At 56.4% G+C, this 22563-nt stretch carries 21 protein-coding genes, 1 tRNA gene and 1 pseudogene; 13 read left to right on the top strand and 10 right to left on the bottom strand.

Going from position 1 to position 22563, the window contains the following annotated elements:
- Nucleotides 1-18: 18 nt before the first annotated feature.
- The gene (locus ACNA0I_RS11840) at nucleotides 19-684 is read right to left on the bottom strand and encodes a LuxR C-terminal-related transcriptional regulator (RefSeq protein WP_415806204.1); all 666 of its coding nucleotides are present in this window, start codon (nucleotides 682-684) and stop codon (nucleotides 19-21) included.
- Nucleotides 685-1361: 677 nt separating this feature from the next.
- On the opposite strand from ACNA0I_RS11840, the pseudogene ACNA0I_RS11845 reads away from it, so the two are divergent.
- From ACNA0I_RS11845 to ACNA0I_RS11855, 3 genes and pseudogenes are all read left to right on the top strand, one after another.
- Nucleotides 1362-2462, top strand: a pseudogene (locus ACNA0I_RS11845) (tyrosine-type recombinase/integrase).
- 123 nt (nucleotides 2463-2585) lie between these two features.
- The gene (locus tag ACNA0I_RS11850; protein WP_415806205.1) at nucleotides 2586-3644 is read left to right on the top strand and encodes a DUF262 domain-containing protein; all 1059 of its coding nucleotides are present in this window, start codon (nucleotides 2586-2588) and stop codon (nucleotides 3642-3644) included.
- The gene (locus ACNA0I_RS11855) at nucleotides 3644-4264 is read left to right on the top strand and encodes a hypothetical protein (RefSeq protein ID WP_415806206.1); all 621 of its coding nucleotides are present in this window, start codon (nucleotides 3644-3646) and stop codon (nucleotides 4262-4264) included. The genes ACNA0I_RS11850 and ACNA0I_RS11855 overlap by 1 nt, the downstream gene beginning before the upstream one ends.
- 94 nt (nucleotides 4265-4358) lie before the next feature.
- Here ACNA0I_RS11855 and ACNA0I_RS11860 read toward each other — a convergent pair whose 3' ends face one another.
- Nucleotides 4359-4517: a transcriptional regulator gene (locus ACNA0I_RS11860; protein WP_415806207.1), complete on the bottom strand. Its 159-nt coding sequence runs from the start codon at nucleotides 4515-4517 to the stop codon at nucleotides 4359-4361.
- A 784-nt stretch (nucleotides 4518-5301) separates the two neighbouring features.
- Here ACNA0I_RS11860 and ACNA0I_RS11865 point away from each other — a divergent pair.
- Nucleotides 5302-5853 carry an SLATT domain-containing protein gene (locus tag ACNA0I_RS11865; protein ID WP_415806208.1) on the top strand — a complete coding sequence of 184 codons (552 nt, stop codon included), beginning with the start codon at nucleotides 5302-5304 and terminating at the stop codon, nucleotides 5851-5853.
- Nucleotides 5840-7210, top strand: a complete 1371-nt coding sequence (locus ACNA0I_RS11870; RefSeq protein ID WP_415806209.1) for a reverse transcriptase domain-containing protein — start codon at nucleotides 5840-5842, stop codon at nucleotides 7208-7210. The genes ACNA0I_RS11865 and ACNA0I_RS11870 overlap by 14 nt, the downstream gene beginning before the upstream one ends.
- A 192-nt stretch (nucleotides 7211-7402) precedes the next feature.
- On the opposite strand, the gene ACNA0I_RS11875 is transcribed toward ACNA0I_RS11870, so the two are convergent.
- The 3 genes from ACNA0I_RS11875 to ACNA0I_RS11885 form a co-directional block, all read right to left on the bottom strand.
- Nucleotides 7403-7478, bottom strand: a tRNA-Ala gene (locus tag ACNA0I_RS11875).
- A gap of 258 nt (nucleotides 7479-7736) precedes the next feature.
- Nucleotides 7737-8519, bottom strand: a complete 783-nt coding sequence (gene xth, locus ACNA0I_RS11880) for an exodeoxyribonuclease III (RefSeq protein ID WP_415806210.1) — start codon at nucleotides 8517-8519, stop codon at nucleotides 7737-7739.
- Between the two features lie 229 nt (nucleotides 8520-8748).
- Nucleotides 8749-9666, bottom strand: coding sequence for a LysR family transcriptional regulator (locus tag ACNA0I_RS11885; RefSeq protein WP_415806211.1), 918 nt, complete (start codon nucleotides 9664-9666; stop codon nucleotides 8749-8751).
- A 183-nt stretch (nucleotides 9667-9849) separates the two neighbouring features.
- On the opposite strand from ACNA0I_RS11885, the gene ACNA0I_RS11890 reads away from it, so the two are divergent.
- The 5 genes from ACNA0I_RS11890 (at nucleotide 9850) to ACNA0I_RS11910 (ending at nucleotide 15949) form a co-directional block, all read left to right on the top strand.
- Nucleotides 9850-10989, top strand: a complete 1140-nt coding sequence (locus ACNA0I_RS11890) for an iron-containing alcohol dehydrogenase (RefSeq protein ID WP_415806212.1) — start codon at nucleotides 9850-9852, stop codon at nucleotides 10987-10989.
- A gap of 102 nt (nucleotides 10990-11091) precedes the next feature.
- Nucleotides 11092-12672 (top strand): aldehyde dehydrogenase (NADP(+)), encoded by a 1581-nt coding sequence (locus tag ACNA0I_RS11895; protein ID WP_415806213.1) that lies wholly within the window; start codon nucleotides 11092-11094, stop codon nucleotides 12670-12672.
- Nucleotides 12673-12772: 100 nt separating this feature from the next.
- Nucleotides 12773-13564, top strand: a complete 792-nt coding sequence (locus tag ACNA0I_RS11900; RefSeq protein ID WP_415806214.1) for an SDR family oxidoreductase — start codon at nucleotides 12773-12775, stop codon at nucleotides 13562-13564.
- Between the two features lie 69 nt (nucleotides 13565-13633).
- Nucleotides 13634-14965: an MFS transporter gene (locus tag ACNA0I_RS11905; protein ID WP_415806215.1), complete on the top strand. Its 1332-nt coding sequence runs from the start codon at nucleotides 13634-13636 to the stop codon at nucleotides 14963-14965.
- 30 nt (nucleotides 14966-14995) lie between these two features.
- Nucleotides 14996-15949, top strand: coding sequence for a 2-hydroxyacid dehydrogenase (locus ACNA0I_RS11910; RefSeq protein ID WP_415806216.1), 954 nt, complete (start codon nucleotides 14996-14998; stop codon nucleotides 15947-15949).
- A gap of 10 nt (nucleotides 15950-15959) precedes the next feature.
- Here the strand turns inward: ACNA0I_RS11910 and msrA are convergent, their stop codons facing one another.
- The 5 genes from msrA to ACNA0I_RS11935 all read right to left on the bottom strand — a co-directional run bounded on the left by msrA (nucleotide 15960) and on the right by ACNA0I_RS11935 (nucleotide 19098).
- Nucleotides 15960-16703, bottom strand: coding sequence for a peptide-methionine (S)-S-oxide reductase MsrA (gene msrA, locus ACNA0I_RS11915; RefSeq protein ID WP_415806217.1), 744 nt, complete (start codon nucleotides 16701-16703; stop codon nucleotides 15960-15962).
- Nucleotides 16704-16728: 25 nt separating this feature from the next.
- A complete protein-coding gene (msrB, locus tag ACNA0I_RS11920; RefSeq protein WP_415806218.1) occupies nucleotides 16729-17232 on the bottom strand; it encodes a peptide-methionine (R)-S-oxide reductase MsrB in 504 nt (167 codons plus the stop codon).
- Nucleotides 17233-17300: 68 nt separating this feature from the next.
- A complete protein-coding gene (locus ACNA0I_RS11925; protein ID WP_415806219.1) occupies nucleotides 17301-17618 on the bottom strand; it encodes a pentapeptide MXKDX repeat protein in 318 nt (105 codons plus the stop codon).
- A gap of 47 nt (nucleotides 17619-17665) precedes the next feature.
- Entirely contained in the window at nucleotides 17666-18457 is a 792-nt protein-coding gene (locus ACNA0I_RS11930) for a molybdopterin-dependent oxidoreductase (protein WP_415806220.1), read from the bottom strand.
- Between the two features lie 11 nt (nucleotides 18458-18468).
- Nucleotides 18469-19098 (bottom strand): cytochrome b/b6 domain-containing protein, encoded by a 630-nt coding sequence (locus ACNA0I_RS11935; protein WP_415806221.1) that lies wholly within the window; start codon nucleotides 19096-19098, stop codon nucleotides 18469-18471.
- A gap of 121 nt (nucleotides 19099-19219) precedes the next feature.
- Here ACNA0I_RS11935 and ACNA0I_RS11940 point away from each other — a divergent pair, with 121 nt between their 5' ends.
- From ACNA0I_RS11940 to ACNA0I_RS11950, 3 genes are all read left to right on the top strand, one after another.
- Complete coding sequence (locus ACNA0I_RS11940; RefSeq protein ID WP_415806222.1) at nucleotides 19220-19936, top strand: response regulator transcription factor; 717 nt, start codon at nucleotides 19220-19222, stop codon at nucleotides 19934-19936.
- Nucleotides 19933-21399 carry a sensor histidine kinase gene (locus ACNA0I_RS11945; RefSeq protein ID WP_415806223.1) on the top strand — a complete coding sequence of 489 codons (1467 nt, stop codon included), beginning with the start codon at nucleotides 19933-19935 and terminating at the stop codon, nucleotides 21397-21399. Before ACNA0I_RS11940 ends, ACNA0I_RS11945 begins: the two co-directional genes overlap by 4 nt.
- 174 nt (nucleotides 21400-21573) lie before the next feature.
- Nucleotides 21574-22482 carry a tripartite tricarboxylate transporter substrate binding protein gene (locus tag ACNA0I_RS11950; RefSeq protein WP_415806269.1) on the top strand — a complete coding sequence of 303 codons (909 nt, stop codon included), beginning with the start codon at nucleotides 21574-21576 and terminating at the stop codon, nucleotides 22480-22482.
- Nucleotides 22483-22563: the final 81 nt, after the last annotated feature.

Consider the following 22563-nt stretch of genomic DNA (forward strand, 5'->3'; position numbering starts at 1 on the left):
AGTTGGATAGCGTTCAGATTAGAGAAGTGCGTCGGGTTTAGGCGTGCTCAAGCCGGCTTTCGCGCCTAACGATGCCGCGGCCGAACGCGACGTGACATTCAAGGCCCGAAGCAATGCCGATACATGAATACGGACAGTGAAAGGAGAGATGTTCAAGGCGCGGGCAATCTCCTTGTTGGTCAGTCCGTCCACCAGCATGCCCAAGACGTCGCGTTGGCGCTGGGTGAGCGACTGCATCGCGTCGAGCGGGTCAGCCTCGCCCGGCAGATGCGTGCGGTTGTATCGCACTACGATGTCACCGGCGCGGATAGCCTGGATCGTCTCTCCGAGTTCCCCCGGAGGGACCGATTTACCGATGAAGCCATCGGCGCCAGAGGCCAACACTGCGTCGATCCTCTGTTTGTCGTTGTACATCGATACGACGATGAGTGAGCTTCTGGGGCAAGCCTGCCGCAACGTCGCGATCCAGGTGAGTGAGGTTTGGCCTGGAAAGAGCAGATCCAGAATCAGTGTGTCCGGTGGCCCTTCTTCTCGAACGTACTGGAAGATCGCCTCCAGATGATCTGCCTCGTCTACCTGGGCGTTAGGAGCGATGCGCCGGATAATCTCGCGCATGCCGATACGGAAGGTAGGGTGATCGTCCGCGATCAAGAATCGTTCGGGTAATGAGGCTTCATCCGTCATGTCTTGCAGATCTGAAACGTACCTTTCTCGATAGGACGCCAAGATCGGATGTAAATCGAAGTGTCGGATGTTAGTGCGAATCGGGGAGATTCGTGCACGATGAAAACTATACTTAACGATTGTTACATGCTTGGAACGTGGGACGCGGCACTGACGGACGGGCGCTTCAATTTGTTTCCGCGCTGCCGTTGTGCTCCATGACAAGAAACGGATTGCCGACAGCGACGTCATCCAGAAGGACGGCAGGATCTTGCAGGAGATATCCATGCAGTCGTCTTGACGCTATCGGTTAGCGTTTTTATGACGCATGTATCCTGGCGGCGGCGGTTGGTGCAGGATGTCAGACGCTATACACGGAAGACATGAATCACGGCCAGATCTTCGAGGACACGTTTAACCTGCGGAACCCGTTTTCCGAATCGTGAAGATGGTCGTCTGTCGCAAGGGACGACACCTCCAATCAAGCCCACTGAAACGTTAGATTCTCCGCGATTGCGGTGCGCGCTAGCAAGCCAACGTGCCTTGTTTTTACTGGAAATCTTGGTGGAGCGGAGGAGGATCGAACTCCCGACCTTCGCATTGCGAACGCAAATTACACACCAATAAAATCAATGTACTTTGACTAATTCAAGGTTATTTGCCACAAATTTGCCACACTAATTTTGAGCTGTTGTGGCATGGCTACTTTTCGCAAGCGCGGCCCGTTCCAGTGGGAGGCGCAGATACGCAAGCGACGCTACCCCGCGCAAAGTAAGACCTTCAACACCAAGGTCGAGGCCGAGGCCTGGGCGAAGATGATCGAGTCGGAAATGGCTCGGGGCGTGTGGATCAGTCGTGGCGAAGCGGAGTCCACGACGCCGCGGGAGGCGCTGGAGCGCTACCAGGCGGAGATCGTACGGCACAAGAAAGGCAAGGTGCAGGAGGCCTCCGTCATCAAGACGCTATTGACCTTGCCGCTGGCCTTTCGGCCGCTAGCGTCGGTCCGTGGGGCCGGCCTGGCCAGTCTTCGGGATGCCTGGTTGCAGGATTATGCGCCGGCGACTGTATTGCGACGACTGGCTGTGCTGTCGCATGTGTTCAGCGTGGCACGCAAGGAATAGGGCATGGAGAGCCTTTCCAACCCGGTCGAGATTATGCGCAAGCCAGTGGTCAAGAATGCGCGTGTGAGGCGCGTGGTGGAGTTGGAGCTGCCTCTTGAGGATGCAGAGGGCGGGGATGATGCGCGCGCTGTGCAGGAGGGTGAGTTGGAGTGGGTAATTGCTGCAAGCCACTCGGCCCTGCTTCCCTCGATCGTTCGGCTAGCCGTGGAGACGGCCACGCGGCGCGGGGATATCGTCGGCCTGCGCTGGGAGCATATTGACCTGGAGCACCGGGTGGCTCATTTGCCGGCGACAAAGAACGGCAGTGCGCGAGATGTACCGCTGTCGTCAGTGGCAGTTGCAGTGTTGCATGGACTTTGGGATGGGTTGGACGCCAAGGGGAGGGGGGCAGGGCTGGTGTTCGGTATCCGGGCTGACGGAGTTACTCGGGCGTTTGAACGGGCTGTGGAGCGGGCGCGCAAGCGTTACGAGGGAAAGTGTCAGCAGGCTAAAGAAAGGCCGTTGGCCGGCTTTCTGGTGGATTTGCGGTTTCACGATCTGCGGCATGAGGCGACTTCGCGCCTGGCGTCAATTTTTCCAATGCATGAGCTGATGAAGATTACTGGTCATAAAGACCCGCGTATGTTGATGCGGTACTATCATCCCAAAGCAGAAGAACTCGCAAAGCGCCTAAAATAGCTAATTGTCTAAATAGCGGTCGTCACACGCGGAATTATAGATATAAGGAATGGCAATGTACCGGCATTATCTAACGATGGTGCGATGCGGTAGAAATTACTCGCCTTTCAATTCGGATTTAAAATGAAGAACTTCGACACCCGAGCCTACAATATTTCTGATTTCGTGGAGTGGGACGCAACCTCTCTGCTTGAGTTGTCGCCGCAGTTTCAACGCCGTTCTGTCTGGACGGAAAAGGCAAAGTCATACCTTATTGACACTATCATTCGCGGTAAGCCAATACCTAAGGTATTGATAACTCAGACATTAAATCTTGGAAGAAACGTCCGCACCGTGGTGGATGGGCAACAGCGACTGCGTGCAATTCTCAGTTTCATAAAGGGAGATTTCAAAATTTCTCGCGCGCACAACAGGGAGTTTGCTGGGCGGCGGTATGCGGAACTCCCTGAGGAGGTGCAGTCGGAGTTCCTTAAGTATGAGATTGGCGTCGATATGCTTTTCGACCTCTCATTTGAAGATATTCTTGATGTTTTTGCGAGATTGAATACGTATTCGGTTAAGCTTAATCCGCAGGAATTGTTAAATGCCCAATATCTCGGCTTTTTTAAGCAGTCCGCATATCATCTTGGATTTCGATATGTTCGTTATTGGATAGAGGGTGGGGTTGTTTCTGAAAAAACTGTTACGCGAATGGCTGAGGCGGAGTTGTCGTCGGATCTGCTGGGAGCTTTGGTAGAGGGGGTCCAGTCCAAAAAAGCGATACCAAATCTATACAAAAAATACGATGATGATGAGAATGTGGTTGCTCGAGCAGAGGAGCAATTTGACTCTGTGATGGCTGTCATTGGTGAGGTCTATCCTACCGATGAACTCATGGTTTCAAACTTTGCGCGCATACATTTCTTTTATTCCTTATTTTGTTCAGTGGCTCATTGCATGTTTGGCATCGGCGGGTTAGAAGATGCGCCTAGACCTGCATTAAATCAGCAGAATCTTGGAGTTTTGAGGTCTGTGTTAGATGAGATTAGCGCAAGGTATGATGAGGTCACTGCGAAAGATGCTGTTGCACCTGACGACGACTATAGGGCATTTATAGAGGCATCTCGACGAGCGACTACGGATTTGTCGTCACGTAAATTGCGTAGCACTTTTATCTGTGAATTGATAAATAGAGCGCTGTAATGCCAGTCGGCGATCATTATGCAGAGTTTTCCAATACTCTAGCAGTAAGCAAACGATTGCGAGATAAAGCAAATAACCCTGGTTCTGGTATAGAGGACTCAGAGCGATTCTTGCTCTATGAAGCTATTTTTCTTCGAGTTTTTCGTGCCTATGAGAATTTTCTAGAAGAGGTTTTTTTATCTTACTTGACAGGCGAAGTAGATATGTCCGGCAATGCCATTGCGTGCTTTGTTGCGCCTCGTGATAGAGGCCACGCTAGAGAAATGGTTGTCTCGTCTCAACAGTTTCTCGACTGGACAAGCCCGTCAGTTGTTATGGAGCGATCGGGTATTTATATAAATGGTGGGGAGCCAGTGCGTACGGCTATTGCGGCTTCGCAACAGTATTTGTTGCAGGCAAAGAAAATAAGAAATCATATTGCTCATAACTCCAAAGAAAGTGAGCGAGAGTTTTCTAAAGTTGTTCTGCAGTTTTTGTTAACGCCACCTATCCAACCACCTTCGGTGGGTGAGTTTCTTATAAAAATACCGAATGCTGGGCCGGCGAAGCGAAAAGAAATTTTGGCTTATTTCATGGAAAGCCTTGAGTCCACGGTTCGGGCCATTGTGGTACACCCCTGATGCTCATCCCACAGGCCGAGGAATTGGCAAAACGTCTAGGCTAGCTGTCATTGGCGCCTGCGCTCCTGGTTTGCCCAGTTGTCCGTCTTGGTCGTCAACTTGTCATCGGAGAGCCGGCCAGGATTTGGGACAAGCGCACCGTGGAGACGTAGGCGGGAGGCTCGAATACATACCCGACAGCTCTCATCTCGGCCTCTAGTTCCTCGATGATGAAAAACGGCTCTTCCGGGTCGTCTTGGTGCTGCGTCGTCATGTCCTGTCTCTTGGTCAAGTTGGGTACACCCAGTTTGGCCAGGCAGGACTGGATGGGTCAAATAGCTCAAAATCCGAGTCAAATTGGCTACCCGCTTTGGGGCTACTCAAAATAGCCGAGATCGCTGCATGAGGGTATCGGTAGACAAATAGACCTACTTAGGTGAAGACATAAGGTTCTCTGATCATGATGAGCTTAACTCTGCATGCTGGTCTACGACTGACACGTTTTACACATATATAGATGATCCGGGGCCGCCTGGCAGGGTCGGCGTGACAGAAAATGCCATTGGATACCTGTTCGAGCAAGTCGCTGTAGAGCCAGATGTCACACTGGGCGATATCTTTCGTCTGTTCGATCTATGTCCGCGACTGCATGAGGTCTTTCGCCGGAACTACTCTGAATCGCTGTGTGAAGAGGCCCGTAAGGGTCCGCTTCCCCAAAGCACTCGCGTTGGGTCTCCAGAGGTGACAGAGATCGAGTCTGCCCACCTTGCTTTGTATCGAAGCCGTTCTCAACGTTCTCAGCACGAGTGTCATCGTGGGGCAGTGTGAAGCGCAAGGTGGGTTTAGGTGAGCAGAGGATTTCAAACAGTCTGGCGCATCCAGTTTTTTTTTGTTACTCTGCAGCGAGGAGGGACGGGTGCTTTCTCTTGCTTACAAGGGTGGATCTAATAAATAACGACTCCGGTCGTTGCGAGGCCTCCTCGCTGATCCCTTCGGGGATGTTCAACTGTTCTGCAATCTCCTCGTCTCTCCTCCTCTAACTACCTATGAGGCGTTGAATGCAGGATATTAAAAATAAGATCTGGTTCACATATAAAGCTCGGATTCAGGCACATATTCGACTTTCAAGAGCCGATTTGCATTCTCAAATCTTATTAGTGTGGTATGCGCTACTGAGCGCTGGTTTGGCCATAGTCGCTATTCGATACCCCACTATTCTGGGTTCAAATACAGATATTATTTCCGCGCTTTTGGGCGTTTTTCTTCTCGGGATCTCTATGGCAGTGGCAAACAGGGATTTTCGTGGACGCGGAATTGCTATGTGTCAAAATTATCAGAATTTACAGCGGTTGTACGATGGTCTGGGTGCCTCTTCGCTAGACGACGATGTGATCGGGAAATATCACGACCTTCTTGGGCAAGTAGAGAATCATCGCGGGATTGACGATAAGGTATTTCGCGTGCTGCATGCTGCAGAGCTATGTTCGCGTCATCCCGTTAAACGCGAATGCATTTCGGCGTATGGCTATTTGATCTGGCGTGTCGTTGTATTGGCTTTCCTGTATTTGTCCCCACTGTTCATAATTTTCTCCTTTTATGAGCGCTGCTAAAGAATTTCGCGATATTTTTTGGTTCGGAAATTTAGGGAAAATCTATGAGGACAGGGTAAAGGATTCTGGCGCTATAGGTTTGGATCGAGTGCGCCCAGGAGGCTTCCAAAAGTCTAAGGACGAACAGCTTAAGATTGTCAGTCGAAAAGTCTTGGCTGGAAGCTATAAGTTCACGCCCTATAAAGAAAAGTTGATTTCTAAGGGGAAGGGTAAGTTTCCTCGGGTTATTTCAATACCAACGGTTCGGGACCGAATAGTATTACGAGGGTTGTGCGACCTATTGGCAGTCGTCTATCCAGATAGGCGATTAGAGCTACCCCAGCTAACTATTGGGTCGCTCTCTGAAGCTTTGCGCTCGGGAGAGTATTCGGAGTACGTGAAGATAGATCTAAAGGATTTTTATCCGTCTATTCCTCATGATCTCCTCCTGCGCTCGATTAAGAGAAAAATTAGAAAAAAAGAAATAGTCGATTTAATTCTGCGCGCGGTGGAGAATCCCACTGTTCCCAGTGGAAGGAAGGGCACGGGAGCTGAAAGGGAATTGAGGGGGGTGCCGCAGGGGCTGTCTATCTCTAATATTTTGGCTGAGATTGCGCTAACAACTATAGACAGATTGTTCGGAGGAAACGGGCAATGCTGGTATAAAAGATACGTTGACGATATCTTGATCCTCACTCCGGCTGCAAAAGGACGGCAGATTGGGGATGCTGTTATCTCGGCGCTGAAGAGCCTTGGTCTGGAACCGCATCCTTTTGATAAAGATGATTCGAAATCTAAGGTTGGCTCCTTGACCGAGTCTTTTTCTTTCTTGGGCTATCAGGTCACCAATGGTTCAATTTCTATTCGACGAGAGAGTGTCCTGAAATTCGAGTCATCTTTGGCCGGTATATTCACATCGTATAGACATAATCTTGCCACTGCGAACACCAAAGAGAAGCGGGATCGCGCGCTGTCCAGATTCATTTGGAGGTTGAATTTACGCCTCACCGGATGCATATTCAAAGAGCGTCGACTGGGTTGGGTGTTTTATTTCTCTCAGATCAATGATACTTCGTGTCTGCGTGCCGTCATGAATACGGTAGATTCGCTACTGCTGAGATTCGCGTTGAATAGTAAAGTCTGCCCCAAATCATTGATAAAAGTTCTATACGAAAGCAGACGCAGGCAGACGGAAATGCATAGATATATCCCTAACTTCGATGTAATGGATGTCGGACAAAAGAGGAAAATTCTTCTGATGCGACTTCCAAAACATCGAGTACGAAGAATGAGCGATGAGCAGGTAGAAATGGCCTTTGACCGGAATATCAGCATCGCAATTAGAGAGCTTGAAGCAGACCTCGCATCTGTTTCATGAGATAGCTGGAACAGGTTAGTTGCTTGCGCCTATAAATAGATGGGCGATGTCGTGCAATGCGGAGCGACGACAGGCAGCCGGGAAGCATGATGCTTGTCACAAATTTGCCACACCCGTTGTGGCAAAACCTGCTCTATAACGCAAACAAGGCACTACATCGCTAGACGTGTGCCTTGTTTTAACTGGGAATTTTGGTGGAGCGGAGGAGGATCGAACTCCCGACCTTCGCATTGCGAACGCGACGCTCTCCCAGCTGAGCTACCGCCCCGATAAGCGTCAAAATATAGCATATCTGAAACCGAAAAGTGGACGCCCGTGCAGGCCTGATCAGGGCGGCCGTCGTCGATTATTTTTCGAACATCCTGCAGTCTCTGTCCGTTGGTCCAATCCTTTTGGTCCTGCCGTTTGCCTACCTCACGGTTTAGCGCCGCACAGGCCTTTGCATGCAGGAACGGTCAGAGTCGTGGGCGGGCTGCGCAGAGGCGTGGACTGCCCGTCGCCACGACCGAACAGTCCGAGAAATACCTCAGTCGAGATTCAGCGTAGCGATCACGGGCGCGTGATCCGAGGGCTGTTCGTTCGCGCGCGGTTCCTTGTCGATGACGCAGGCGGTGCACTGCTTGATCAAAGGCTCGGACAGCAGAATATGATCGATGCGCAGACCCGCGTTGCGCCGGAAACCGAATTGCCGGTAATCCCACCAGGTAAAGGATTTTTCGGGTTGTTCGAATTTGCGGAATGAATCGGCCAGGCCGAGGTCGATCAGCGCGCGAAAGGCCTCGCGTTCCGGTTCAGAGACCAGCACTTGGCCTACCCATTTCGCAGGATTGTGCACGTCTTCGTCGGCTGGGGCGATGTTGTAGTCGCCTAGCAAGGCCAGGCGCGGATAGTTTTTCAGTTCTTGCGCGACCCAGCGGTTCAGATGCTGGAACCAGTCCAGCTTGTAGGGATATTTCTCGGAATCCAGCGATTGTCCGTTGGGGCAATAGGCGCAAATGACGCGCACGTCGCCGCCCGGCGCGGGCAGGGTGACGGCCAGCACGCGCTGTTGCGGGTCGTCCATCGTCGGGATGTTGCGCACCATGGCGGAGCCGGTTTCGCGCGAGATGATTGCAACGCCGTTGTAGGTTTTTTGTCCGGCCCAGACGGCTTGGTAGCCCAGCTCGGTGAATGCGTCCAACGGGAATTTGTCGTCGGTGAGCTTGAGCTCTTGGAGGCAGAGTGCGTCGACGGGGTTGGCTGAAAGCCAGTCCAGGACTTGGGGCAGACGGACTTTCAGGGAATTAATGTTCCAGGTGGCGAGTTTCATTCTGTTCAAAATTTTTTAATTTCAAGGAATTGACTTTGCTCTTTTGCTTCATTTTTTGGGCTGGCTACCACCTAGCTACCCAAATTGAAGACACTGCAATCAGTCTTTGGTTGCTGCTTTGACGCCATAGTATCAGCGGTTCTGTAGATTGGCTTTAATCATCGCCGAAATACTATTGCTGTAATGCCGCTGGACCGTTTTCCGATTCACGTATCTTGAGCGGCTCGTTTCAATTTTTAATCTCTTGGTCGCGGCGCAGCGCTTCGATTAGCAGTCTTGCTCCTTGTGAGAGCGGCGCGCCTTTTCGCGTAACGAGTTCATAGGGTTCACTGCGTGAGGCTAGATTGAGCGAAAGAATGCAGGTCATCTCGTGACGGGCAAAAAACTGCGCGACGTCGATGGACACAAGCGCGACGAATGACGGATTACTTTGCAGAATCGCGAGGGTGGCGAACACGGAGGTCGTTTCCAGCAGATGCCTCGGAAAGCGGATTTCGGCGTCCCTGAACTCGCGCTCGAGTAGCAGGCGCATCGGCATGTTCGCGCGATACACCACCCAGCGGTATTCGGCAAGATCCTGTAGTGTGAGCCGCTTCGTCCGCCTGAGTGGGTGCTGCACGTTTGCAACCACCGCGAGCGTTTCGTCCTGCAGTTTGAGCGAATCGTAAATCTGTGGCGTCGGGCTTATTGTTGTACGGCAGATCGCAAGATCGAGCCGGCCCACATCGATCAGACTCAGCAGGGCTGCGCTTGTGTCTTCCACGATCTCGACCGACAGGTCCGGATTGAGTGCCGTGATTGCATCGGTAAGGAGCGGCACTGCTCCCATGATGACGCCAACCGACACACGGCCACCCTGGATCCCCACCATTTCCTCGCGCATATGCGCAAGCTCTGCGTAAATCACGCGCGCATAACGGATCGCGCAATGCCCGGTCTCGTTGGGTTCGAGTCCACGGTTGGTGCGGTTGAATAGCGGCGTATCGAAAGTAGTTTCGATTTCCTGCAGGGCCTTGCTGGCGCCAGGCTGCGTGAGCGCGACCTGCTGCGCGGCCTTGAGCAGTGAGCCGTGGTCGCCGAGCGCAATCAAAAGCCGCAATTGCTTCAGGTGCAGCCGGGAGATGATGGAATTGAGCGGGGGTATCATGGGGTTGAGAGAAAGTTATACCCGTATTAGAACTTCTCAATTACTGCGCAGTAATCTTTTTCCTATACTCGGTCAGCGCAGCATTTTAAGGCGTAAAGCGCCGCCTGATTCCAGGGCGGTCCGTGTCTTGTGCCACAGCAACGTATTCATTGCGTTCATCCAGTATAACTAAAGCTTATTGCCATGTCTCTCATCAACTACATCACGCAAATTCAGTTCGACTTTGGTGCCGTCCGTTTGCTTAAGAGTGAATGCGAACGCGTGGGCATACGCCGGCCATTGATTGTGACCGATAAGGGGGTGCGCGCCGCGGGCATTATCGATACGGTGCTTGAGGCGCTTGCGGGCGATGCGCCGGCAACGATCTATGACGGTACGCCGCCGAATCCGAACGAGGCCGCCGTGCGCGAAGCCGTGGCGGTGTATGAGGCCGGAGAGTGCGATGGCATCATCGCTGTAGGTGGAGGTTCCTCCATTGATCTGGCCAAGGGCGTGGCCGTTTGCGCGACGCACGATGGTCCGCTGCAGCGCTTCGCCGTGATCGAAGGCGGCGTGGCAAACATCACTGCGAAAACCGCGCCGGTCATCGCGGTGCCGACGACGGCCGGCACTGGCAGCGAAGTAGGCCGCGGCGCGATCCTGATTCTTGACGATGGCCGCAAAGTCGGTGTGATCTCGCCGTTCGTGGTGCCGCGCGTTGCGATCTGCGATCCCGAACTGACAATGGGCTTGCCGAGCGCATTGACGGCGGCAACGGGTATGGATGCCATCGCTCATTGCATCGAAACGTTCCTTGCCCCCGCTTTTAACCCGCCTGCGGACGGCATCGCACTCGATGGATTGTGGCGCGCGTGGCGGCATATCGAGCGCGCGACGCGCGAGCCCGGCGACCGCGTCGCGCGCATGAACATGATGAGCGCGTCGATGCAGGGTGCGCTCGCATTCCAGAAGGGCCTCGGTTGCGTGCACAGCCTGAGCCATTCGCTCGGGGGCATCAATCCGCGCCTTCATCACGGCACGCTGAACGCGATCTTTCTGCCGGCTGTGCTCGCCTTTAACGAGGATGCTCCTTCCGTACGCGATGAGGACAAGCTCAACCGCATCGCAATGGCAATGGGTGTGAGCAACGGTAATGAAGTGGCTTCGTCGGTGCGTGCCATGACGCAGCGGCTCGGCTTGCCCACCGGGCTCGCGCAACTGGGCGTCACGCCCGAGATGTTTCCGGACATCATCGCGGGCGCGCTCAAGGATCACAGCCACAAGACCAATCCGCGCGAGGCCTCCGCGGCAGATTACCGCGCCATGCTTGAAGCGTCGTTGTGAAGCGCGCAGGTGGAGCATGGCCGGGACGTGCTGCGCTTGCGCACACGTGAATCTCGACGCTTGGCATTCGGGGGCTCGATTTGCCCCATTTAGGAAATGGAAATGGACATTGCAGGAAACCTATTGATTGGCCAGGATGTGCGGCGCGGAACCAACGGTGTGTCGTATGCGCTCGACGCTGCAAGCGGCGAACGCCTCGCGCCTGGTTTCGGTGGCGCCACACTCGAGGACGTGGACGCTGCCTGCGAGCTCGCGTGGTCCGCGTTCGACCGATTCCGAGAAACGAGTCTGGAAGCTCGCGCGGAATTCCTGGATACGATCGCCACCAATATTCTCGCGCTGGGCGACAAGCTCATTGAGCGCTGCGTTGCGGAGTCGGGGTTGCCGCGCGCACGAATCGAAGGCGAGCGTGCCCGCACGGTTGGCCAATTGCGCATGTTCGCGGGCGTCGTGCGCTCCGGCGACTTTCTCGAAGTTCGTATGGACCCGGCGCAGCCGGAACGCAAGCCGCTACCGCGAGTCGATCTGCGCATGCGCCATATCGGGCTCGGGCCGGTCGCGGTGTTTGGCGCCAGCAACTTTCCGCTCGCCTTTTCCGTTGCGGGCGGCGATACGGCTTCCGCCTTCGCGGCGGGCTGCCCCGTGATCGTCAAGGCGCATGCGGCTCACCCCGGTACATCAGAGCTTGTGGGCGGGGCGGTGCGCCAGGCCGTGGAAGACTGTGGTATGCCGGCGGGGACGTTCTCGCTACTGTTCGGCAGTGGCCGCGAAATCGGTCAAGCCCTTGTGCGCGATCCGCGCATCAAGGCGGTGGGTTTCACCGGTTCGCGCCAGGCGGGAACGGATCTGATGGCTGTTGCTGCGGCGCGTCTCGAACCGATTCCGGTATACGCCGAAATGAGCAGTATCAATCCGGTGATCCTGTTTCCTCATGCGCTCGAACAGCGCGGCGAAGCCATTGCGCAGGCATTCGTGCAATCGCTGACGCTGGGCGCCGGCCAGTTCTGCACGAATCCGGGGTTGATCCTCGCGGTGCAAGGGCCGGCACTCGATCGGTTCGTGGCGGCGGCGTCGGAGGCGCTGGCTCGCACACCGGCCGCAACGATGCTCACACCGGGTATCCATCGGGCGTTCGAGACGGGCGTAGCGAACTTCTCTGCGCACCCACAGGTGCAAACGTTGGCGCGCGCGCAGCCGGCGGCCGGTGTGAACGAAGGGCAGGGTGCGCTCTTTTTGACGACCGCTGAGGCGTTTCGCGAGCACGCCTCGTTACGTGAAGAGATTTTCGGTGCCGCTTCGCTGATCGTAAGTTGTCCGGATTTGCAAGCAATGCAGGCCCTGATTGAATCGCTGGAGGGACAGCTGACGGTGGCACTGCATATCGATGAAGAGGATTACACGGTGGCGCGGTCGTTCCTGCCCGTTCTGGAGCGGCGTGTGGGGCGGGTGCTCGTCAATGGCTTTGGCACGGGTGTCGAAGTCTCGCATGCGATGGTGCACGGTGGACCCTATCCGTCCACGGCCGACGGGCGCTCGACTTCGGTGGGGAGTCTCGCGATTCGCCGCTATCTGCGGCCGGTGAGCTACCAGGACGTGCCAGAGGCGTTGTTGCCCGAGGCGCTTAAAGCGACGAATCCTTGGAAGGTCAATCGTCTCGTCGATGGAAAGATCGAGCTCGCGTAGCGTTAGCTCGTGCTCGCACGCGCGCCCAGCTAATCCTTAATACAAGTGCTGGAACTCGACAAGCACGCTAGCGCGCATGCCAAAAAAAGGAGGATATGACATGGAGCAAGGAACACCAACCGACGGCGCGAAGCATAACCGGGTAGCAATCGTGACCGGGGCGAGCACTGGAATCGGCCGAGCCACTACACGTGCGTTGCTCGATGACGGCTGGTGCGTTGCACTGGCCAGCCGACGCGAGGATGCACTCAATGAAGTGGTGCATGCGTATTGCGAAGCCGGGGGCGATGCGGCCCGCGCGATCGCGGTACCCACTGACGTGGCCGATCCGGCGTCGGTGCAGCAACTGTTCGACGTTACGAGAGAGGCGTTCGGGCGCCTTGACCTGCTCTTTAATAACGCGGGCCTCGGCGTGGAAGGGGTGTCGGTAGAGGAATTGTCCATCGACCGGTGGAAGACATTGATGGATGTCAATGTAACGGGCACGCTGCTCTGCACGCAGGCGGCGTTCCGCCAGATGCGTGCACAGAGCCCTAGCGGCGGACGCATTATCAATAACGGCTCGCTTTCGGCACACGTTCCACGGCTGCATTCTGCTGATTACACCGCCAGCAAACACGCGGTCAGCGGATTGACAAAGGCTTGTGCGCTGGACGGACGCCAATACGGCATAGCGGTCTGCCAGATCGATTTCGGCAATGCGCAGACTCACATGACGGCGAAGATGGGCGCAGGCACGCTTCAGGCGAATGGCGAACGTGCGATTGAGCCGGTCATGGATGTGTCGCACGCGGCACGTTCCGTCGCCTACATGGCGAGCCTGCCCCTGGAAGCCAACGTTCAGTTCATGACCGTCATGGCGACCGCAATGCCTTTTATAGGTCGTGGTTAGCGCAAGCAGGTGCAGTCGTTAGAAGTGGGTTGTTTTAACCAGCACTACAAAATAAATTGGAGACACAAAATGCAAGCATCATTGGTGGCAGGCGAACAGCCTGCCGATCTGCTCGACGAGGCCAGAATTCTTAACAAGGTTAGTTGGCGTATTGTTCCTTTAATCCTCGCCTGTTTCGTCGTCGCTTACTTGGACCGGGTAAATGTCAGCTTCGCCAAACTGCAGATGCAATCGGATATCGGCCTGAGCGACGCCGCCTATGGTCTCGGTGCCAGTGCTTTTTTTATCGGCTACCTACTATTCGAAATTCCGAGTAATGCCATTTTGGTGAAGGTGGGTCCGCGCCTCTGGATCGCGCGGATCATGGTTACGTGGGGCCTCGTCTCGGCTGGGATGATGTTCGTGCGCTCGGAAAATATGTTCTACTTTTTGCGTTTCCTGCTCGGTGTACTGGAAGCCGGTTTCGTGCCGGGTGTGCTCTATTACTTCACACGGTGGTTTCCGGCCGAGCGTCGTGGACGGATCAATAATCTATTTTTCGGCAGCATCGCGCTGTGCGGCATTATCGCAGGGCCGGTTTCAGGTGCGATTCTCAAGTACTTCGATGGTGTGCACGGCTTGCCAGGATGGCAGTGGCTGTTTCTGCTGGAAGGCGTGCCGTCGATCTTGCTGGGCGTGATCGTGCTGCTGGTACTCGACGATCACGTCAAGGATGCGAAGTGGCTCACGCAAGACGAGAAGCGGCGTCTGAGCGAGATCCTTGCGCGCGACTCCCAAGTGGGCAGTACACATTCGTTCGCTGCGGCGCTGAAGCTGCCAATCACGTATCTGTTCTCGCTTATTTATTTCGGGCTGTGCATGGGCATCTACGGCTTTCTGTTCTGGATGCCACAGTTGATCAAGACAGCTGGTACCACCGATCCGTTCATGATCGGCCTGATTACGTCGCTGCCGTACGTCGTCGCGTTGGTTGGCACGATTTTGTTGGGCAGGACGTCGGACCGTACTGGTGAGCGCCGCTGGCACCTCACGGGATGCGCATTGGCGGCGGCCATCGGCTATGTGCTCAGCGCGGCGTACGGAAACAATACGGTAATTCTCGTCATTGGCATGACGATCGCGGCGACCGGTGTGATCGCGTCGTTTGGCATTTTCTGGATTTTCCCCGCACGCGTATTGACGGGGGCGGCGGCCGCTGCGGGTGTGGCGCTCATCAATTCGATCGGGCAGATCGGCGGGCTCATCGCACCGTATATGGTGGGCAAGGTCAAGGAGGTGACCGGCAGCGCATCAATGGGTCTCTACACGATCGCACTGACGTGCGCCGTAACGGCTTTACTCATCGCCTACGCGATGCCGCGAAAGATTCGCTTCCGCGATGTCGGCTCGCAGGGACGATGAATACCCACTTCTTCTACTGATTATGATCTTATGAGCAAGCAGCCCTTGATTGTTGTACGGCCATATACGCCGGCTGATATGGCGATTCTCGAGCAAACGTACAGCGTTCACCGTCTGTGGGAGGCAACCGACAAGGTAAGCTTCCTTCGGAAATTCGGCTCAGGTGTGCGCGCGCTCGCGACTGACGGCGAGCACGGCGCCGACGCGGCGACGATGGATTTGCTCCCGGACCTCGAGCTCATCGCCAGCTTTGGTGTCGGACTCGACGCAATCGACGTCGCACACGCGCGGCGGCGAAATATCCGCGTGACCCACACGCCAGATGTGTTGACGGAAGATGTCGCAGATATGGCATTCGGCTTGCTGCTCGCGTGCGCTCGGCGTATTCCGCAGTGTGATAGCTACGTGAGGCAGGGGCGCTGGTCCGAGGGCGGCCCTGGCCTGACAACACGCGTATGGGGCAAGCGTGTCGGCATACTGGGCCTCGGCCGCGTGGGACGCGCAGTGGCCACGCGAGCAGAAGCATTCAAGCTTGAAGTCGCATACCACGATCGATGCCGTTTCGATGATGTGCGCTATCGGTATTTCTCCGACGTGGTCGCGTTAGCTGCTGAAGTGGACTTCCTCGTGATCTGTGCGTCCGCTGATAGCGACACGCGCGGCGTAATCGGCAAACAGGTGCTCGACGCCTTGGGGCGTGATGGAATGTTAATTAATGTCGCCCGTGGCGCGATCGTTGACGAACCTGTCTTGCTAAGGTATTTGCGCGAGCGGCTGATTGCTGGCGCTGCACTTGACGTCTTTCATAATGAGCCGAATATCGCACGGGAGTTCGGTGACCTCGATAGCGTCATTCTGCAGCCCCATCAATCGAGTGCAACGAGGGAAACGCGCGCCTCGATGGGGGCTCTCGTTCGCGACAATCTGAGCGCTTATTTTGCGGGTCGGCCGTTGCTGACGGAATTTCTTGGGCCTGCGAGATAGGCAGAACGAATCAGCCGCCCACCAATACCGGCGTCTGACGATAGCGATCAGGATATTCCTTGGCCAAGTTTTCTACTTTTGGCTGGTCGTTGATCACGATGTACAGACTGTCGGGATGCCGAACCAGATAGTCCTGATGGTAGTCTTCGGCGGGATAAAATTTATCCAGGTTCTCGACCGTAGTCGCCAACTGGCGGTTGTAGATTCCCGAGCGATTCAACTGGGCAATATAGGCCTCTGCCACACGTCGCTGGTCTGCGTCCACCGGAAAAATAGTCGACCGGTATTGAGTGCCCACATCCGGCCCCTGGCGATCGCGCTGGGTGGGATCGTGCGCCACCGAGAAATAGATCTGCAGCAGCTGACCATAGGTAATACGGCTAGGATCGTAGGTGATCTGCACGGCCTCGGCATGGCCTGTCCGGCCGGTGCTGACCGTATCGTACTGGGCAGTATTGGCGCTGCCTCCGGCGTAGCCCGATAGCGCCTGGGTGACGCCGTCTACGTGCTGAAAGACGGCTTGTACACCCCAGAAACATCCACCAGCGAGCACGGCGGTGGCTGTTTTGGCTGAATTGGCAGACAGATCCTGCTCGGGCTGTGGAATGTGAAATACGGCCTCGGCAGCATGGCCCGGCGGCTGCAGGAAAAACGAGGCGGCGCCGGTGATAAGGGCTGCCGCGGCCAGTCTGAGGCAGACTCGGCGGGAGGGCGTGCCCGTTTTTCTGGCTTGCGTGGCGAGTGTCGGGTTCATGATGAAATTCCTGTAAGGCTGTCGATCAAGATACCGCGATGGTGAAAGCCAGGGCGACACCGTTCATACAGTAACGCAATCCCGTGGGTTTGGGCCCATCGTCGAATACGTGGCCAAGGTGTCCGCCACAGCGTCCGCAATGCACGGCAGTACGCACCATGCCGAAGCTGCGGTCGCGCGTGGTGCCGATCGCATGCGGTAGAGGCTGCCAGAAACTGGGCCAACCGGTGCCGCTGTCGAATTTGGTCTGTGAAGCAAATAGCGCTTGCCCGCAGCCCGCGCACGCATAGGTGCCGGTGCGATGCTCGTGGTCCAGCGGGCTGGAATAGGGCTGTTCCGTTTCGGCGTGGCGTAATACTGCGTACTGCATCGGGGTCAGCAGGGCACGCCATTCGGCATCGCTGTGCATGACCGCAAAATTTTCCGGTTCGGCACGGGCCAGTGCGCTCGGACCGGTCAGTGTGTACAGCGCTGCGGCCAAGGCAGCATTGCCGCCGGCGGTGAGGAAAAACCTGCGAGTTGATTTCATGATCTGCTCCGCGGCACGCGGCCGGCGGAACCCGCCAGCGCGGGCACCGTGGTCACGTTGGCATCGATTTACTTTTTCATTCCGTCGTGGGACATGCCGTCTTTCTTCATGCCATCTTTGGACATGCTGTCTTTGGACATCGCGCTGTCTTTTTTCATTCCATCGTGCGACATGTTGTCTTTCTTCATCCCATCTTTGGACATGGAGTCTTTGGACATCGAGCTATCCTTTTTCATGCCATCATGGGACATGCCATCCTTGGACATCGAGCTCTTGGACATGCCGTCCTTGGCCATGCCATCCTTGCTCATATTGTCTGCGGCATAGGCGCCGCCGGCAGCCAGAGCCAGGCACATCGACATTGCATAGATCGCGCTTTTTTTCATGGAGAACTCCTATTTGTTGCGGCACTGCCGCGGGGGGTGAGAAAACGTCAACTGCCACCGAACCAGTTGTAGCCCTGGTCTTCCCAATAACCACCAGGAAACGTGTTGGTGACGTAGATGGCCTGGATATGTTTGGGATTCTTGTAGCCAAGCTTGGTCGGCATGCGCAGCTTCATGGGAAATCCATATTCGGCAGGCAGGGGCTGGCCGTCATAGGTCAAGGTCAGCAAGGTCTGTGGATGCAGGGCGGTGGGCATGTCGATACTGGTGTAATAGTCGTCGGCGCATTGGAAACCCACGTATTTGGCCTGCAGGTCGGCGCCCACGCTGCGCAGAAAATCCGAAAACCGTACGCCGCCCCATTTGCCGATCGCGCTCCAGCCTTCTACGCAGATGTGGCGTGTGACCTGATCGACCTGTGCCATGGCACGCAACTGATGCAGACGCCAGGGGCGCTTGTCGGCCACCAGACCGCTCAATTCCAGCCGATAATCCGCCTCATCTATCTGCGGTACATCGTCGATGCCATAGTAGGCATTGAAGGGAAACGGCCGCGTGATCATGGACTCGGGATAGGTGGGCGCCAATTGGGTGGGATCGAAAATCCATCCCTGTACCCGATCATTGAAGCGGGACACGGCGGTCAGGGCTTGTTCCACACTGTCGTTGTCGCTCAGGCTGCAACCCGACAGCAACGCCAGTCCGCCCAGGCTCAGCGTGCGTTGCAGGAAAGCACGGCGTGTGGGTTGCTCAATGCGCGGGGCGAGCAGTTTGCGCGCCTCTTGCAAGATGGCCGATTCGTCCAGTCCGGGCAGGGTGGGGCGTTTGTGCAGGGGCATGTCGTATCCTTTTATTTGCCGCGAATCATGGTCAATAGCGTGCGCGGCACCAGGGCCACCATCAGTACATGTATGGCCACGAATGCGACCATCAACGCCATCGCAATGAAGTGCACATAGCGGGCAGATTCATAGCCGCCCATCAATACGCGCAGCGTTTCAAATTGCACGGATTTCCACAGCACGAGGCCGGACAGCACCAGAACGGCAATGTCGACCATGACGAACAGATAAGCCAGCCGCTGCACGGCGTTGTAATGGCGCGGATCGGCATGCGACAGGCGGCCGCGCAATGCCGCAATCAAGTCAGCGGCGATGTGTCGAGGCGACAGCGGGAAAAAACGTTGCTTCAAGCGGCCGGTTCCCAAATTCATCGCCAGGTACAGCAGTCCGTTGCCGGCCAGCAGCCACATACCGGCAAAATGCCACTGCAGCGCACCGCCCAGCCAGCCGCCCAGGGTGATGGCCGCCGGAAAATCGAAATCGAACAGCGGCGACGCGTTATAAATACGCCAGCCGCTGGGGATCATGATCAGGACGGCCAGTACGTTCAGCCAGTGCGTGACGCGCAGCCAGACGGGATGCACGGCGCGGTTGTCGGACGTGGCAGCAAGCGGACGAGGAGAAAAGTGAGTAGCCATGGGGGCATTCTTGCCCGTACCGTATGGCGAAGTCCTCACGCAAAGTTAAATTAAATGTGATAACTAGCCTGCCGCAATTGGCGACAATAGCGGTTACCGGTCAAAAATCCCTGGCACCGCCATGTCCAAACGTATCCTGATAGTCGAAGACGACGCCCATATCGCAGATTTGCTGAACTTGCACTTGCGCGACGAGGGCTATGCGGTCACTCATGCGGCTGACGGCGACGCCGGCATGCGTCAGTTGGAAACCGGGCATTGGGATGCGTTGGTGCTGGATCTGATGCTGCCCGGCATTGATGGCCTGGAAATCTGCAAGCGCGCCCGCGCGATGGCGCGCTACACGCCTATCATCATCACCAGTGCCCGGTCCAGCGAGGTGCACCGCATTCTGGGCCTGGAACTGGGGGCCGACGATTATCTGGCCAAGCCGTTCTCGATGCTGGAATTGGTGGCCCGCGTCAAGGCATTGCTGCGCCGCGCCGATGCGCTTGTGCGCAATGCGCGTTTGGATGCCGGCCGTCTGGACGTATCGGGTGTTTCCATTGATCCGGTAGCGCGCGATGCCAGGGTTCAAGGCCGGTTGCTGGAGCTGACGCCACGCGAATTCGACCTGCTGTATTTCTTTGCCCGCCATCCTGGCAAGGTGTTTTCGCGCATGGATCTGTTGAATCAGGTCTGGGGTTACCAGCACGAAGGCTACGAGCACACGGTAAACACTCACATTAATCGATTGCGCACAAAGATCGAGGCTGACCCGTCCGAGCCGAGCCTGATCCTGACGGTATGGGGCCGCGGCTACAAATTCGCCGCGCCGGCTCCTGGAGAGTCTTCATGAAGCACCTGACATTGACCCAGCGCCTTTCCGCAGTGTTCGCGCTGTTGTTGTTGGCTTGCTGTGGCGCCTCGGCCTGGCTGCACATGGCCGCTAATGAGCGTTATCAACAAGAAGTCGTGCAGAGGTTGTCCAGCGGCCTGGCCGAGCACATCGCCGGCAGCCGCACATTGATGGACGCCGACGGCTGGAAACCGGAGTCGGTGCGCACGCTGTTCGATCAGTTGATGGCCGTGAACCCAGCCGTCGAGGTCTATCTGTTGGGCAATGATGGCCGCATCGAGGCCGACGCGGCGCCGGCCGGCCGCGTCAAGCTCGACAGGGTCGAGTTGGAGCCTGTGCGCCGTTTCCTGGCGGGTGATCCGTTGCCTATTCTAGGAGCGGATCCACGCAATATAGGGGCTCATAAAGTATTCAGCGCGGCACCGGTACGCATCGATGGTGTGGATCGTGGCTATGTTTATGTCGTGCTGCAGGGAGAGGCGCATGATGCCCTGGCCTCGGCGGTATCGGCCAGCGCCGTGTTGCGTACCACGCTATGGTCGATCGCCTTGGTCGCGCTGCTTGGATTGGTGGCCGGGCTGGTGGCATTTGCGCTGATAACGCGGCCGCTGCGCGAGCTGACGCAGGCGGTACGCAAGTTCGACGGCGACGGCAGCGCTGCAGCAGCCCTGTATCGCGTGGGAGACGACGAGAAACATCGCGACGAAATCGGCGTCCTGCGGCGGGCATTTGCGCAGATGGGACAGCGAATCGCTGACCAGTGGCACGAACTCACGCGGCAGGATCAACAACGGCGCGACCTGGTTGCCAATATCTCGCATGACCTGCGCACGCCGTTGACATCGCTGCACGGTTATCTGGAAACCCTGCGCCTGAAGGATGAGTCGCTGGCCGCTGAGGAGCGGCGCCGCTACCTGGACATCGCGCTTGGACAAAGCCGTAAAGTCGGCCGCCTGGCGCAGGAACTCTTCGAATTGGCCCGGCTGGAATCCGGCCTGGTACAACTGGAAATCGACACGTTTTCACTGCCCGAGCTGGTGCAGGATGTGATTCAGAAATTTGAGTTGGCGGCCGAGGCGCGGCGTCAGCGCCTGAGCACGGACTTTCCCAGAGAGCTGCCACCTGTGCGCGCCGACCTGGGCATGATAGAGCGGGTGCTGACCAATTTATTGGACAACGCCATTCGTCACAGTCCACCGGGTACTGACATCGAGGTGCGGCTAGGCAATTCCAGGCAGATGGTCGAGGTGCGGGTCAGCGATAGTGGTCCGGGAATTCCGGCGGACCTGCGTGCAGGACTATTTACGCGGGCATCGGCGTTGCGTCAGCCACGCAGCGATGGCGGAGGACTGGGGCTGGTGATTGTGCAGCGGATCTTGCAATTGCATCGCAGCGAGATCCGCCTGCTGGACGAGCCGGGCCAAGGCGCCGTGTTTTCGTTCGACTTGCCCGCCGGGCGCTGATTGTCGATCGTCCCTATCTATTCATTTGTTCTATGCCAGGAGGATTGTCCTATTCCCGAGGATGGGCGTTGCCAGTATGCTCGCCCAATTCAGACTAGAGAATAAACGGAGACTGCCGTGTTGATTGCTGCTCGTTATGTATTAAGCGGCTGTGCGTTGGTCGTGGCCGGCGCCATGCCATTGGCCTCGATGGCTCAGAATAATACGATCAAGCTCGTCGTAGGAGCGCCGCCGGGAGGCACGACGGACACCGTCGCCCGCAGTATTGCGCAGCACATGGGCCAGGATTTAAAGCGCACTGTGTTGGTCGAGAACAAACCTGGCGCTGGAGGCAACATCGCGGCGGATTATGTGGCCAAGAGCACCGCTGATGGCAACACGTTATTGGTTACGTTCACCAGTTTTTCCATCAACGCCTCGCTGTATCGCAAACTGCCGTTCGACACGATCGAGGATTTCACGCCGATCAGTATGCTGGCGAATGTGCCCAGTGTCCTGGTCACGCGCAAGGATTTCCCGGCGCAGAACATGGCCGAGTTTGTTAAAGAAGTGAAATCGCATCCGGGCAAGTACACCACGGCGCTGGGGGCAATAGGCTCGTCGCTGCATATGGCCGGCGAGCGGATGAAGATGATGGCCGGGTTGGATATCTTGAACGTCCCCTACAAGGGGACGGCGCCTGCGCTCACGGACGTGCTGGGCGGCCAGGTGGATATGATGTTCGCGAGCTCAATGAATGCCTTGGCCCCGGTCAAGAACGGGACATTGAAAGCGCTGGGCGTGACGAGCACGGCGGAACTGCCGCAATTCCCAGGAGTGCCGCCGATCGGCGACACGATCAAGGGATTCGAGTCCAACGCCTGGTTCGCAATGTTTGGTCCGGCCGGCTTGTCGCCCAAGGTCGTTGCAGAGCTGAACAGCGCTGCGCGCAAGGCCGTGGATACACCGGATTTTCGTAAGCTGCTTGAGGCCGAGGCGGCAACTGCCGTGAGCAGCACGCCTGAGGAGCTAGGCGAATTCGTGCGTAAAGATATTGCACGATACGCAGAAATCGTGAAGTTCACGGGCGCGACGGTGGATTGATTCTTGCAGATCAGTGATTTGTGGAACGGATCGGCCGTGTCCCACATCGCGCCGACCACTATCGAGCCAAAGCCGGTGTAA

Source organism: Bordetella muralis, from assembly GCF_965139205.1.
GTDB lineage: Bacteria > Pseudomonadota > Gammaproteobacteria > Burkholderiales > Burkholderiaceae_B > Bordetella_A > Bordetella_A muralis.

Coding starts and splice junctions, on each gene's coding strand:
- ACNA0I_RS11840 (WP_415806204.1), bottom strand. CDS start 684: ATGACGGATGAAGCCTCATTACCCGAACGATTCTTGATCGCGGACGAT.
- ACNA0I_RS11850 (WP_415806205.1), top strand. CDS start 2,586: ATGAAGAACTTCGACACCCGAGCCTACAATATTTCTGATTTCGTGGAG.
- ACNA0I_RS11855 (WP_415806206.1), top strand. CDS start 3,644: ATGCCAGTCGGCGATCATTATGCAGAGTTTTCCAATACTCTAGCAGTA.
- ACNA0I_RS11860 (WP_415806207.1), bottom strand. CDS start 4,517: ATGACGACGCAGCACCAAGACGACCCGGAAGAGCCGTTTTTCATCATC.
- ACNA0I_RS11865 (WP_415806208.1), top strand. CDS start 5,302: ATGCAGGATATTAAAAATAAGATCTGGTTCACATATAAAGCTCGGATT.
- ACNA0I_RS11870 (WP_415806209.1), top strand. CDS start 5,840: ATGAGCGCTGCTAAAGAATTTCGCGATATTTTTTGGTTCGGAAATTTA.
- xth (WP_415806210.1), bottom strand. CDS start 8,519: ATGAAACTCGCCACCTGGAACATTAATTCCCTGAAAGTCCGTCTGCCC.
- ACNA0I_RS11885 (WP_415806211.1), bottom strand. CDS start 9,666: ATGATACCCCCGCTCAATTCCATCATCTCCCGGCTGCACCTGAAGCAA.
- ACNA0I_RS11890 (WP_415806212.1), top strand. CDS start 9,850: ATGTCTCTCATCAACTACATCACGCAAATTCAGTTCGACTTTGGTGCC.
- ACNA0I_RS11895 (WP_415806213.1), top strand. CDS start 11,092: ATGGACATTGCAGGAAACCTATTGATTGGCCAGGATGTGCGGCGCGGA.
- ACNA0I_RS11900 (WP_415806214.1), top strand. CDS start 12,773: ATGGAGCAAGGAACACCAACCGACGGCGCGAAGCATAACCGGGTAGCA.
- ACNA0I_RS11905 (WP_415806215.1), top strand. CDS start 13,634: ATGCAAGCATCATTGGTGGCAGGCGAACAGCCTGCCGATCTGCTCGAC.
- ACNA0I_RS11910 (WP_415806216.1), top strand. CDS start 14,996: ATGAGCAAGCAGCCCTTGATTGTTGTACGGCCATATACGCCGGCTGAT.
- msrA (WP_415806217.1), bottom strand. CDS start 16,703: ATGAACCCGACACTCGCCACGCAAGCCAGAAAAACGGGCACGCCCTCC.
- msrB (WP_415806218.1), bottom strand. CDS start 17,232: ATGAAATCAACTCGCAGGTTTTTCCTCACCGCCGGCGGCAATGCTGCC.
- ACNA0I_RS11925 (WP_415806219.1), bottom strand. CDS start 17,618: ATGAAAAAAAGCGCGATCTATGCAATGTCGATGTGCCTGGCTCTGGCT.
- ACNA0I_RS11930 (WP_415806220.1), bottom strand. CDS start 18,457: ATGCCCCTGCACAAACGCCCCACCCTGCCCGGACTGGACGAATCGGCC.
- ACNA0I_RS11935 (WP_415806221.1), bottom strand. CDS start 19,098: ATGGCTACTCACTTTTCTCCTCGTCCGCTTGCTGCCACGTCCGACAAC.
- ACNA0I_RS11940 (WP_415806222.1), top strand. CDS start 19,220: ATGTCCAAACGTATCCTGATAGTCGAAGACGACGCCCATATCGCAGAT.
- ACNA0I_RS11945 (WP_415806223.1), top strand. CDS start 19,933: ATGAAGCACCTGACATTGACCCAGCGCCTTTCCGCAGTGTTCGCGCTG.
- ACNA0I_RS11950 (WP_415806269.1), top strand. CDS start 21,574: ATGCCATTGGCCTCGATGGCTCAGAATAATACGATCAAGCTCGTCGTA.